Source organism: Labilibaculum manganireducens (genome assembly GCF_963665805.2).
Taxonomy (GTDB): Bacteria; Bacteroidota; Bacteroidia; order Bacteroidales; family Marinifilaceae; genus Labilibaculum; species Labilibaculum manganireducens.
In genome coordinates, this window is sequence record NZ_CAXXEE010000003.1 from 2,799,694 (window position 1) to 2,813,669 (window position 13,976).

Annotated in this window: 9 protein-coding genes; 1 reads left to right on the top strand and 8 read right to left on the bottom strand. The window is 35.3% G+C overall.

The window, feature by feature from the left end; all coding sequences use genetic code 11:
- Positions 1-159 precede the first annotated feature (159 nt).
- From ACHZAX_RS10865 to ACHZAX_RS10900, 8 genes are all read right to left on the bottom strand, one after another.
- Entirely contained in the window at positions 160-2,100 is a 1,941-nt protein-coding gene (locus ACHZAX_RS10865) for a PBP1 and LysM peptidoglycan-binding domain-containing protein (RefSeq protein ID WP_320019123.1), read from the bottom strand.
- 182 nt (positions 2,101-2,282) lie between these two features.
- On the bottom strand, positions 2,283-2,738 hold the full coding sequence (locus ACHZAX_RS10870; protein WP_101310621.1) for a ferritin-like domain-containing protein: 456 nt from the start codon (positions 2,736-2,738) through the stop codon (positions 2,283-2,285).
- Between the two features lie 267 nt (positions 2,739-3,005).
- Positions 3,006-3,584, bottom strand: coding sequence for a Crp/Fnr family transcriptional regulator (locus ACHZAX_RS10875; RefSeq protein WP_320019124.1), 579 nt, complete (start codon positions 3,582-3,584; stop codon positions 3,006-3,008).
- Between the two features lie 70 nt (positions 3,585-3,654).
- The gene (locus ACHZAX_RS10880) at positions 3,655-5,199 is read right to left on the bottom strand and encodes a pectinesterase family protein (RefSeq protein ID WP_320019125.1); all 1,545 of its coding nucleotides are present in this window, start codon (positions 5,197-5,199) and stop codon (positions 3,655-3,657) included.
- A gap of 204 nt (positions 5,200-5,403) precedes the next feature.
- Positions 5,404-6,795, bottom strand: a complete 1,392-nt coding sequence (locus tag ACHZAX_RS10885) for an MFS transporter (protein WP_320019126.1) — start codon at positions 6,793-6,795, stop codon at positions 5,404-5,406.
- 250 nt (positions 6,796-7,045) lie between these two features.
- Entirely contained in the window at positions 7,046-8,461 is a 1,416-nt protein-coding gene (locus ACHZAX_RS10890) for a sodium:solute symporter family protein (RefSeq protein WP_320019127.1), read from the bottom strand.
- A 1,044-nt stretch (positions 8,462-9,505) separates the two neighbouring features.
- A complete protein-coding gene (gene tnpA, locus ACHZAX_RS10895; RefSeq protein ID WP_320019128.1) occupies positions 9,506-9,946 on the bottom strand; it encodes an IS200/IS605 family transposase in 441 nt (146 codons plus the stop codon).
- A 1,919-nt stretch (positions 9,947-11,865) separates the two neighbouring features.
- Positions 11,866-13,071, bottom strand: a complete 1,206-nt coding sequence (locus ACHZAX_RS10900; protein WP_320019129.1) for a serpin family protein — start codon at positions 13,069-13,071, stop codon at positions 11,866-11,868.
- Positions 13,072-13,574: 503 nt separating this feature from the next.
- Between ACHZAX_RS10900 and ACHZAX_RS10905 the strand changes: the two genes are divergently transcribed.
- Positions 13,575-13,973 (top strand): lipocalin family protein, encoded by a 399-nt coding sequence (locus ACHZAX_RS10905; RefSeq protein ID WP_320019130.1) that lies wholly within the window; start codon positions 13,575-13,577, stop codon positions 13,971-13,973.
- The last annotated feature ends 3 nt before the right edge of the window (positions 13,974-13,976 follow it).

Below are 13,976 nucleotides of genomic sequence, written 5' to 3' on the forward strand. Positions count from 1 at the left end.
CGATATTGGATAAAAGCTCAAACAAATAAAAAAAAGTCAGTAAATACACGACTTTTCTCCCTATTAAAAAAAGACATCCTATTGTGGATGATTTATCCGTATTCGGATAAAAAAAGCCGAATCTAAGTGATTCGGCTCCCAATTTTAAATTTAATTACCCTATTCGGATACGTTAAAAGTATTTTGAAATTTAGGAATGGAATGTCTTATCTTAAAATCCCGCGAATAATTTACAAGATGAACACCCTGATTTTCGAGTCCTCCAAACGCATTTACTCTTTTAAAATGGTAATTTGATTGTAACAAATCCAATTTCAGTTCATTCAAATGATCAGGAAAACTATGCCCATACCTACTTACAGCCTTGGAGAAATATCGACACAAATCAAATGCCCGAAAACTAAAATCATTCGGTTCACATTTAAATTTCTCTCTAAAATCTGAAACAAACAAATCAACTTTAGCCTCCTTATAATCAATATTGTATGGAGTTATTACACTTAGATTTAAATTGTAGAACAGCTCGGCATCCAAACTATTAAATCGCTGCCATACAGGAAAACCCATTAAGCGAATATCAAAGCGCTGACTTAAAACATTTAAATTGGAAATGATATTTTCAACATATGGCTGTTTGGTAGAAGGCACCAGAATTACATTTTCGCATGTATCACTCAGCATACGTTCAATTCCAAAAAGTCCATATTCATCAAATGAAATCTTCTTATAAGTCATATCACCATTTTCCCAGTACTTTCCTTTTTCAAACATATTCCGTTCTATGTCTGTAACCAACTGGAATTCATTTAAATGTTCATAACGATCAGGATGAACAACGACTAAATTTCTTGTATCCAATTCGAAGCAAACAAAATCGGATATCTTCCCACAAATCGACTGGATAGAAGTATTCAATTGAATCACGAACGGATTTGTTGTGAGCTCTGAATTCTTTGGCGAAAGAGGTGAAATAACAGGGATTCGTCTTTTTTGGGCAAAATCTGCCACAATCGAGAATGTATTTTGATATACCGGTCCTATCATAAAATCCAGTTCAGTATACTGCAGTCCAGCTATAATTCGTTGAACTCGTTCAGGACTTTTTTCGGTATCAAAAACATGAAGATCTACCGATAAGCCCTCTTTTTGGAGAGAATCAACAGCCAAAATAATACCTTGGTAGAAACGAATGAAATCATGGGATTTACTGTATAAAATCCGTGGATTTCTCTCCGTAATAATTTCAATAGTATCCTTATAGGAAATACTTCTGTTTATGGAATCATTCGCATCCAAATACAAAGGCAAAAACAATGCTATCCGTATTTTATTCTGACTTAGAGGTTTTAAATCAACTGTAGGAACAACAGTATCTACAACCTGATATTTTTTTGCGATTGTATCCTTTTGTTCTTCCTTCTCCACAAAATATTCCGGAGGAACCAAATACCTTGGAATCCGAACCCAATCGCCAATCTTTAAAGCCGTACTTTTCAGTTTTGGATTTAACTTTTTGAATTTTCGCAGATTCATAAAAAACTGACGAGATATAGAAGACTCCGTATCCCCCTGTTTTATCACATAATAGTAATAATTCTTATCGTGTTTAGGAACAGTATTAAGCTGTGGCTTTTTAACAATCTTAGGAATTTTAACAATTGTACCCAAACGTAAACTGTCCCCCATCTCTGGATTTGAGGCCTTTATTAAAGCCATCTCAACAGCATATTTTTTATACAAAGAAAATAATGTGTCTCCCTTTTTTACTATGTGATAAAAGAATTTCTCATCTTCCTTTTTCACTAAAACAGGAGAAAGGACAGTTTCTGAATCTACAACCGGAATTCTTAAAACCTCACCAACATTAACTGTTGCTTCCGTTTTTCGATTCACCTGCAAAATAACAGCAAGGTCAACACCATATGCCCTACTAATAGAAAATAAGGTTTGCTTTTCTTTTACAAGATGTAAAAAACAGGTTTGACCACCTACAACAACCTTATTATTAGACAACTCAACATTTGCAGTTTGAGCTTTCGTAAAATTTACTGCTCCAATAAGGAGACATATCAGAAGGATACTTCGAAAAAAATAATGCATTAATTATCTGTATTTCAAACATTTATAGTTCACTAACAATAGCTAACAAAAATACTAAAGTCCGCTTGGAAAACAAAATATCTACAATAATTGAACCGTAAAAAAGCAAAATCGAAATTCTTCTCCTGAATTTCGATTTTATCATACGTCAAAATAACAATTCCTCATTACTGTTTTTTGAATCAATTCTCTACTAAAATATGTTCGTCATATTCTATTTCAAATTTCAATTTTTGTCGTGCCTCATCATTAGCCAAAGCCAAAAAAGCTTCTCTACACTCCGCATTAACCGCACTCTCCGCCATATTCAAGTAAAATTTAAATTTTGCTTTTTCTTTTTTCATAGCAATAATCAGTGCGTCCTGATAGGTCAAATCATTTCTGGTGTGATCTACATCCTCAAGACTACCAGTAATTTTCATATCCTTAATTTCATCCAGGTTCAATTCCGGTTTCGCATCCTTCATCTTCTCCAGTCGAAGCATTCTGGCTGTTTTCTCTAAAGCAATATCCCAAAAAAGTCCCTTCACATGTTTCCTGTCCATTCGACTTGCAACCTCTGAGTAAAACTCAACTTCATCCATCTCCTTATCGATTGCATAATCAATAATTTCTTCAAATGTCCTAAAAATTTTCATCCTTTATTTTTTGTTAATTTATAATCTCATACGAATCAAAAACCAATTTTAAATTGGTGCGTTTTTTCTTTTCAGCTTGACCATATAAGTTACAAAATAGTAACAATCAATGCAAATGAATTTTTAAGCACAGACTTTGATTTTCCTCGTTGGATGTGTTAAAGACTTCACCATCCAAACATTTTTGCCTTTCAGTTTTCATTTCATTCGTTTTTGAAATTCAAAAATAGAGAAGAACAGCCGATTATTTTTTCATCTATCTTAAAATCATCCATTCGCCCGTATGGTACTTAAATGTTGTTGGGTCATTCCCAAATAAGAAGCAATATATCCCAAATTTACCCGGCTAAATAGATCAGGATTTTCGTTGTAAAACTTTTCGTAGCGTGCTTTTGATGATAAGCTTAACCGGTCGATACGCAGGTTCTGCATTTTCAGCAATACTTCCTGATGAATGGTCCGGGACCAATTGGCAATGTCGATGTTCGTTTTGTACAAATCATTTAAAGCGTCAATCGGCAGGCTAAATACGCACGAATCTTCCAGAAGCTCCACAAAATCGAATCCCGGGGTTCGGTGATACATTGAATTTGAAGAAAAGGTAATATCACCTTCCCGGCTAAACCAATTGGTAATTTCTTTCCCGTCAACCAAAAAGTAAGTCCGCATACACCCTTGTTCAATAAAGTATACAAAATTGTCTTTAACCCCTGCTTTGGTCAGTAAATGATGTTTGGGCAGATGCGTTTCGGTTAATAAACCAGCCAGTGTTTCAATCGAATCATCAGATACGGGATAATACCGTCTGATCCCTTTAATAATATTTTCAATTTTATTTAGTTCCATTTATTTCATAAAAAAAGCATCGGACAATAGCCGGTTACGCGCATTGTGCCCACCGATAATTTACATCTAATTAATTGTTGGGATAAGGACTCCAGCCATCAAGAACAAAAAGTGGATTGGAATAGTTTTCAATCAATTCTTTATCTGTATCCAAACGTAACTGATGCGAAAAATCAGCCCGCTGAGAAAGGTCAACTGGTTTTCCATCATCTATATTGGTGCTGTTATATTCCCAGTAATGCATATTTTTTGTTTCTTCGCCAACTGTACCCCAGCCTTTAGGCAGAATGTTTTTAAGAGAACAGTTAATGAACACGCATTCGCTGTATGGATAACCAAAACCTTTATTAACAGGAGCCCTGGCCAATGTACTTCCATTAGGATTTGTACCGGTGAAACGGCAATTCAGAAATACATTCCCATGATTGGCTTTGGTATTTCTTGTCCACATAAAAGGTCCGGGAGAATAAAAATCGCAATCTTTAAAAAATGCAGGCCCCCGTCCAAGTATCATATCACCGCCACCGTCAATCCTCACATCATCGAAGCAGGCCGAACCATTGGTTTGTAATGCATCTCCTGAGCCCACAATATGTACTCCTTTAACAAATATTTCACTTCCATTAATCAGTAATCCTTCCGCCTGCCCTTGCAGTAAAGTTTTAACTGTTAAATTTAACAACTGAATATTTGTACAGTTATCAATCGCAAAAGCGGCTCTTCTTGAAGGAAAAGTACCCGGCCATTCATTGGTTTTTACATTCCAGGGATGGGGATTGAACACTTCATTGTTTGCATATTGAATTACTGTTTTTTCCTTGTCTTCACCTTTGATGATGATATTCGATTTATTCCTGAAATAGATCAGCTCTTCATACAAACCGTTCCTGATGAAAATCTCAACTGTGTCTTTGTAATTATTGGGAATGTAATCAAGGGCTCCCTGCAAAGTAGAAAAGTCACCATTCCCTTTATTGTCCACTATAATTTTTTTAGACCTTAAGTCAGGAGGATTCTTACTAGTGCTGAACCGCCACACATTTTTGTTATAAATCCCTTTAAAGCTTCCCTTAGCCGAAGAGACCACACTACTGTCAATTAAAACATAGTAGTCTTTATTGTACTCCAAAAGATTATGGTGCAAAGAAATAATGGCAGTGTTTTCATGAACAATTATGGGATAAAAATGAAAAGCATCAGTAAAACTGCCAATAATGGTCAACTGAAATGTATCTGCAGTTGGTAAGGCTGTTCCTGAAGGTGTGCCCGGTTTGGTATTGGCATTGGTAAACTTACCGGGCAAATATTGATAAGGGATGCTTGTATAAGTCGCTTCCGGGTTTTTGACAGATTTGGTCGGCCCTGCCGGAATACTCATATCAATTAGATCGACCAAAGAATCGGTCTGACTTTCAAATACCCATATTTTACCCGTACTTCCAACAATAGGTTGGCTGGCAAATGTAATTTTAAGATGAGTATCCGGATGAATGTCTTTTTCTTGGTTTTCAGGATAAATTGTATAATTGCCTGATATTTCTGCTGATGTACAGGATGCCAACAAGGCAATGCCTGCACAGCACAAATAATTTTTTACTATTTTATGTTTCTCCATTGTTAATAAGTTTTATATTATTTGCTCTGCAACAAGTTCATAATAACACCCAATTACATTTTGTCCCCGAATCTACGAAACAATAATTACGTAACAAAAAAATAATCGGGATGAAACAAAAATGCCAAAACGTTTACGGGTCTTCAACACTGTCAGGATGTGGCAAATCACCAAAAGAATATTTCTGTACTCATCCGCAATAACTTAATTGCCCGTAGTTTTCCGTCTGCCTATCAGCGATGTGAAAATTCCGATCACACACAAAACTGTAAAGCTGATTACAATCACTCTCATGCTTAGTATGAATGAATCAAGATTGCCGGCATGAATTTTAGCATCGCCTAAAAACACATGTACCGAAAGAGCTGCAACAGCCATGCTGAACATCATACCAGTGGTTCGCATGGTAGCAACTGTTGCCGATGCAAGTCCTAAAAAGCGTTTTTCTACCGAACTCATAACTGAATTTGTATTGGGTGATGAAAACAATCCAAATCCAAATCCTAAAATCAGTAAAGCAAAAACAATATAGGCATAGGGCGTTTCCTTGCTGATAAAAGTGAGCAGCAACAGCCCCGCTGCACTTATTCCCATTCCTATTGATGCCAAAATCCGCGGGTCTTTTGTATCCGACAATTTCCCCGAGAAGGATGCAACTACAGCCATCACTACAGGTTGTGCAATTAAAACAAAACCAGCCTCTTTGGGCGATAAACCTTTCACATATTGCAGATACAAACTAAAAACGAATGTGATGGCAAAGGTGGCTGCATAGTTAATAAAAGCCGATAAATTGGAGAAAGCAAACAACTTGTTTTTGAAGAACAGCTGCATTTCGAAAACCGGGTTTTGGTGTTTTAACTCGTATCTGACAAAAATAAGCAAGCCGGTAATTCCCAATAAAGTGAATACAATTGCTTCCGTTTTTGGTAGATGCGAAAACCCATACATCAATCCCGAAACGGAAAACATATAAATTAAAGTTCCCTTATAGTCGAATTTCGCCTTGTCTGGAACTGCCCATTCGGCCTTAATTTTTGTGAGTATTGCCATTATTATCAGCAAGACTGCTCCTGCATTAATAAAGAACAAGGAACGCCAACCTAAAGATTCTGTTAGAATGCCGCCCAAAACCGGAGCAATGGATAAGCCTACGTAAACGGCCATCACGTTTAATCCAATCATTTTACCTCTTTCGTGTGGTTCGAAAGCCGATATTACAATGGCCATGTTCGAGGCAAATATGCCTGCAGCGCCTATCCCCTGCAACAAACGCCCCATTAGTAATGTTTCGGACGAAAAAGAAAAGGCGCAGAATAAAGTGGCAAAACCAAATAATACATTGCTGTACAGGAACATTTTTACACGTCCCCAATTGTCGCTTATTTTACCAAAAGGGACTAAAAATACCGACGAAGCCAGCAAAAAGGACATACTCACCCAACTTAAACCCACGGCCGACATCGATAATTCTTCCCCAATTCGGGGTAAAGCCACATTAACGGCCGCTCCCATTAAGGGATTCAGAAAATTGGATGCCATGGTAACAGCCAGCAGAATCGTTTTATTCAAATTTGGATTTGTTTCTATCATCATTCTCTTTCTTGTGTGTGCAGCAACCTAAATTTAGCTGTTTTTTGCGGAATCGGTACTTTTGTTTTTCTACCGTTTTTTAGGAGGATAAAATAGTGTGCCTATAGAATTAAGTCATACCCTGACAAGTTGATATTTTAAGCAGGATTTTGAAATTAAATGGGTATAAGTACTATATGGACTGCACCAAGTTTAAGATTGTTTTACATCTCAGAATACAAGCAAAATACTTCAGACTGTATTATCTTATCTTTTATCGCTTATGCAACGATTGGATACTTGTAAAAACAATTGCCGATAATGTAATCCCAAAGAAGTTTGCATCCAAACCAAAAGGCAATGTGGCTTCGGTTAAAATAAGAATTAAAGTAGTTCCTCCTCCCAAAAGCATAGCATACATTGCGGCCTTTGCCGATGGATTTTTCAAAAACAGAAACCCCAAAACAGGAACAAACAATCCGGAAACCATAAAGGCATACGAGTATAACATTAAATCGAGTACATTCTGCATTTTGGTAGCCAGAAAAATTGCCAGTATCCCAATCACTAATGTTGCCAATTGCGAATAGCGTATACTCTTGATGTTTTGCTTTGAAAGCCGTAAAATATCGGTTGTGAAATTACCTGATGCTGCCATTAAACAAGAATCGGCCGTTGACATGATGGCCGAAAAATAAGACGACATGAGCAGTCCCATCAAGCCAATTGGGAAAATGTGCGTTAAGAGCAAAGGCAAACCAATTTCCGGATCGATAACACTTCCCGGAGCATATCCAAATTCGGTAAACATGCCTTGTTCGAAGGCAACCCGGCCTAATAATCCAAGAATAATTCCCATAAATGCCATTACAGGCCATTCGAACAAGCCAGCTATGAACCAAGCTTTTTTTGCTGTTTTCTCATCTTTCGAAGCATAAATTCGTTGGTACAGAGTCATGCCAACAAACCAAATGGGAACAATTGTAATCAGCCAGTTAATAAATTGAACAAAACCAACATTGGTGAGACTTTGAAAGTTATCCGGCAAATAAATGCGAAGAGCTTCCCAGCCTCCCACTTTTACAAAACCCAATGGAATACCGATTACGATCAGGCCAAACATGAGTATGATCCATTGAATGGTATCAGTAAAAATAACAGCCTTCAACCCGCCCAGTACGGTATAACCGATCACCACAATTCCCATTAGTAATACGGCATCGACAATGGTGATGGAAGGAAAAGTTGCTGCCGCTAATTTGGCTCCTGCCAATACCTGCGAACTGGTAAATCCGATATAACCAATCAGAGAGATTATGCCTGCAATAATGGCCACTTTTCGATCGTAGAAGTGATTTAGAATTTCGGGGAAACTCAAAAAATTGTGTTTCCGTGCCAGAGGATAGATAATCGGAATCAGAAAAACAGCACTGATCCACGCTCCAATAATGCCTGTAAACAGCATCCAACTACCCGAAAGACCAATTAAAAAGCCCAAACCACCTAATCCTATGGAAAATCCACCACCAACATCTGTAGCAACAACCGATAAGCCTATGTGAAAGGAAGTCATTTCCCGACCTCCCACATAGTAGTCTTCCTGCGATTTATTGCGTTTCATAAAATAGAGGCCGACACCAAGCATGCCGAGCATATAGATTACAAATATTAAAATGTCGATAATGTGCATAATTTGATTTTTTGTTACAGAAATAAATTTCGCAGCCTACGAAATCATTTTTATTGAGGGATGAAAATCTTATTTTTCAAATGGAAAGCAAACTCAGTTTGGCTAAAACCCGATTAAAATACTCAATTGAATTTTAAAGATAAAAACTTTAAGCACAGATAAAAAATGAATGCAAAATAGATAGACAAAAATGTATATCTGCCGGATTTACAAAACAAACATTGATTATCAAAAGAAATTGTCAAATCTGGTCAGCGCAGAAAATCGGTAAGAATTTTGGAAGTGAAATGGATAGGAAGTCTGTTCAGATATTAGCGTGCATAGAGCGTGCGGATTCATTTGAAAGCTCTCATTTCATATAGGGAGGCACTCTTCAATCATTTGATGACTTAGTGAAGTTCAGGAACGACTTTGTAATTTCATTTGATGACTTGGTGAAGTTCTAGAACGACTTGGTGAAATCATTTTAATGCTTGGTGAAGTTCAAGGACGACTTGATGAAGTCATTTTAATGCTTGGTGAAGTTCAAGGACGACTTGGTGAAGTCATTTTACTGCTTGATGAAGTTCAGGAACGACTTTGTAATTTCATTTGACGACTTGATGAAGTTCAGGAACGACTTGGTGAAGTCATTTTAATGCTTGGTGAAGTTCAGGAATGACTTTGTAATTTCATTTGATGACTTGATGAAGTTCAGGAACGACTGACAGTGTTGTCTTTTAAAAAGCAGGAAGGAATTTGTATTAATTAGCTAAACAATTGGCAGATTAGTCCAAAGCTTAGTTTGCATAGTATTCTATTTTATGTGGCTAAAGCCTATTTACTAAGTTCATGTTATCAGTTGGCTAAAGCCAAACTGCAATAAATGTTTTGCTAAGTAGCAGTTTATTTCTTCAATCATTTTAATTTCTTGTTGTCTATTGATTAAAAGCAAAGCAATAGATACTCAGCCTTGCTCCTTGCATCAGGAAATGCTTTGTGGTTTTTTATTCATTGCAGTTCGGCTTTAGCCAACTGAATTTAAAAGATGATAAACTACTTGGTCTATTTCTCTTTAATGAAATTCCATCCATATTTTTTCATAAATACATCTATTTCGTCCGTAAAAGACTGCTTCGAATGATGTGCTTCTTGATTGTGAATATACTTCCTGACCGAGTCAAGATGACTTTCGCTTACACCGACAACCCAGTAATCATCTTGCCAAATAAATTTTTCTGTTGTCAATTTTTGTTGATTGATCCAAAATGATGATTCTCCTTTTATTAGCTGTGCAACTTTACTAATGCTTTGCTCTTTACCAAGAGAAAGTAAGCAATGAACATGATCTTGATGTCCATTTACACTGTCAAGCCAAATTTCCTTTTCTTCTGCATTTTTTTTGATGTGCTGAAATAAATTTTTCCTTAATTCTGATGAATTCAAAAAAGGCTCTCTGTTTTTTGTAGAGAATACCATGTGCATATATACTCTTACCCAACTCATATTATTTGTTTTATGTGGCTAAAGCCTATTTTACTAAGTTCATGTTATCAGTTGGCTAAAGCCGAACTGCAATAAATGTTTTGCTAAGTATCATTTGGTTTCTTCAATCATTCTAATTTCTTGTTACCTGTTGTTTGAAAAACAACAGCAATAGCTACTCAGCCTTGCTCCTTGCATCAGGAAATGCTCTGTGTTTTTTATCCATTGCAGTTCGGCTTTAGCCAACTGAATTTGAAATATTTCAATCTTTTGCTTTAGCATCATTTTCATTTCTGATAATTCAGAAAATGAATCTACAAAACAATAAATCCTCAACAAAAAAATATTATAGTTATTTTACATGCCATTATAAAATAGGATTAAAAAATATTGTTGCCTTTTAAAAAGCAGGAAGAAATTTGTATTGGTAAACTAAGCAATTGGCAAATTAGTCCAAACCTTATTTTGCCTATTACTCTCATTATATTTTATGTGGCTAAAGCCTATATTACTAAGTTCATGTTATCAGTTGGCTAAAGCCGAACTGCAATAGATGTTTTGCTAAGTATCATTTGGTTTCTTCAATCATTTTAATTTCTTGTTATCTGTTGTTTTGAAAAACAACAGCAATAGCTACTCAGCCTTGCTCCTTACATCAGTGACTACTTTGTTTTTTTATCCATTGCAGTTTGGCTTTAGCCAACTGAATTTAGAAGTTTCTAGTCTTTGCTTTAGCATCATTTTCATTTCTGATAATTCAGAAAATGAAATTTTTATTAGTTAGCTAACTAATTGGCAGATTAGTCCAAACCTTAGTTCGCATATTGCTCCCATTATATTTTATGCGGCTAAAGCCTATTTTAGTAATATAATGTTATCAGTTGCTTAAAAGCAACTGCAATAGATGCTCAGCCTTGCTCCTTGCATCAGTAACTACTTTGTTTTTATCCATTGCAGTTCGGCTTTAGCCAACTGAATTTAGAAGTTTCTAGTCTTTTGCTTTAGCATCATTTTCATTTCTGATAATTCAGAAAATGAATCTACAAAACAATAAAGCCTCAACAAAAAAATATTATAGTTATTTTACATGCCATTATAAAATAGGATTAAAAAATATTGTTGCCTTTTAAAAAGCAGGAAGGAATTTGTATTAATTAGCTAACTAATTGGCAGATTAGTCCAAACCTTAGTTCGCATATTGCTCCTATTGTATTTTATGCGGCTAAAGCCAATTTATTAGTTGCCTGTTATCAGTTGCTTAAAAGCAACTGCAATAGATGCTCAACTTTTCTCCTTACATCAGTAACTACTTTGTTTTTTTATCCATTGCAGTTTGGCTTTAGCCAACTGAATTTAGAAGTTTCTAGTCTTTTGCTTTAGCATCATTTTCATTTCTGATAATTCAGAAAATGAAATTTTTATTAGTTAACTAACTAATTGGCAGATTAGTCCAAACCTTAGTTCGCATATTGCTCCCATTATATTTTATGCGGCTAAAGCCTATTTTAGTAATATAATGTTATCAGTTGCTTAAAAGCAACTGCAATAGATGCTCAGCCTTGCTCCTTGCATCAGTAACTACTTTGTTTTTATCCATTGCAGTTTGGCTTTAGCCAACTGAATTTAGAAGTTTCTAGTCTTTTGCTTTAGCATCATTTTCATTTCTTATAATTCAGAAAATGAATCTACAAAACAATAAAGCCTCAACAAAAAAATATTATAGTTATTTTACATGCCATTATAAAATAGGATTAAAAAATATTGTTGCCTTTTAAAAAGCAGGAAGGAATTTGTATTGGTAAACTAAGCAATTGGCAGATTAGTCCAAAGCTTATAATGTTATCTGCTGGCAATTCCATCCCTTTTTTTATTAAAGCGGAAACAATAAAAAAAGTGGAAGAATCTCTACTCCCACTTTTATAGTTTATCCTAAAACCAGGCTATTTGTATTCTTTGGCAATAAAAGGTTCTTCTGCCCGTACATATCTACCAATAAAAATAATCCCATTCGTCTTATTGTCAACAATCATAAAAGTAAATGGATGGTCAGCTTTAAATTTCTTAGGTTTGGGCATTGAGCCTCCAGTTGAACCATCCATCATCTCAACAATTGTTGCTGCCCCCGCCTCTGTTTTTTCTTCGTTAATCTCAATATAAGCTTTATGATTTACTTTATTTATCAGTAAAGGTACTTCACTTGTGATCCCGGAAAAATCTGCATGACGAGTGAAGGCTTTTTCAAGTCCGAGTTTTATTAACGGCTCTTTGAGTGAATACGTTGTTTCCAATTTAAATTTTGGAATGGATAGCTTTACTTCCAAATAACCCGTATTGTGCAGTATAGTATCTAATGTTGAGTTGGTAAAAATATTCTCTATGTCAATCAATCCGTATCTGCTTTTGGGAAGAAGAATACAGAATGATTTATCATTGCCTTCATATGGCTTTGAAATAAACTGAAAATCCTTGTTCTCATAATACTGCAAGTATTCCGTTTTATTCATGAAATCAACGTCTGATTTTTCTTTATTTATTGAATAAAAATAATCAGAGTTGGTCAATCCCTTGTTGAATTCATCCCGCCATTTCCCAATAAAACATATTGTATTTAAGATGATTAACCGAGTATCTGTATTTATTTCTTTAGGGCAAATAATGTCTTTAATAAGTCCATTTGTTTTATTTGTCACCCAATTATTTATTTCGTTTGAAGCACTAATCTTTTGCTTGAAATCAACCGTTTTTAAATCGGAAGAATATTTTTCAATGATTTGATTTTTATAATCCTCTATCACTGAAAAATCTTTTTGTATCCAAATGGCATTAGAAATATTCAAATAGTTTGAACTGTCTCTCAAAGAAATTAAATTCTCAGAAAAGTCTTTACAATTTGTGAGGCTCTCAGAATTATCAATATGCAGCACTTTCTCAAATTCCGCCTTTGTCTCATTTTTTGCTCCTTCATGCGCAACCAGCAAAGCATAATAAGTACTTAGTGGAGAAACGAATAGATTTTCATTGTCAGTCTTAATCTGACCGTACAAATCAAACGAATAAGCATTTAATGACTTTGTTAATCTATCAACCTGTGAATAAGTTGAGAAAGTTGTTAAGAGTAATATTATCAAGAATGTATAATGCTTCATATCTTTGGTTTTGTACTGACTAACGTTTTATAGTATCAAGGCTCTTTACATGTACATGGTGCATTCATGTTGTTTTCGCCCCCGAATCTACTAAACAATACGCTCCACACAAAGCATTCAAACTGATATTTTACAAGGCTTTATAGAAAATCATATCCAATATTTCATCATTTTCATAATTAACTAATTCTGTTTCGTTCATTTTGCGACAATAAAGTATTATTTTTGAAGTTTAATTTGAGTAACAAACTGGTGTATTTAATAAACAAATAAAACTAGCCTGCCAAAGTGATTTTGCCCCACAAAGGCATGATTATTGATGATGGTAAGCTTCTCCCGAAACAAGTTTGGGACAGGCCATATAACAACTGAAAAAACAAATAATAAGCATATGAAACGACCCTGCAAACAATATTACACACAGGAAAATAAGTGTAATTGGGGAGTTCTCCCGATAAATTCGGGACAGGCTATATAGCAACTAAAAAACAAATAATAAGCATATGAAACGGATCACATTACTTTTTTTAACCATTGCTTCAGCAGCACTTTTCTCAACCTCATGTACTGAAGAAGAAGTTCACCCCAGTTTTGATCAGTCATTAATTATTGGCACATGGGAAAGTGGTACATGGCAAAGTAGTACATGGCAAAGTGATTCAATATTTGAAAGATACGACCGTGGCAATACAGGTGCTACTTGGGATGTTAAGGATGATGTTACAGAGGCAGAAGCTCAGAAATTTACCTGGACCATAGAAAAAGATGTGTTGGAGCAAATTCACATCATCGAAAATGGTGGTGTATCACCAAGAGTTTATACTATTACTGTGCTAACGGCATCAACATTAGAGTATAAAGATGAAAAATCAGGTACAACAACATCATTTATCAAACAATAGTAA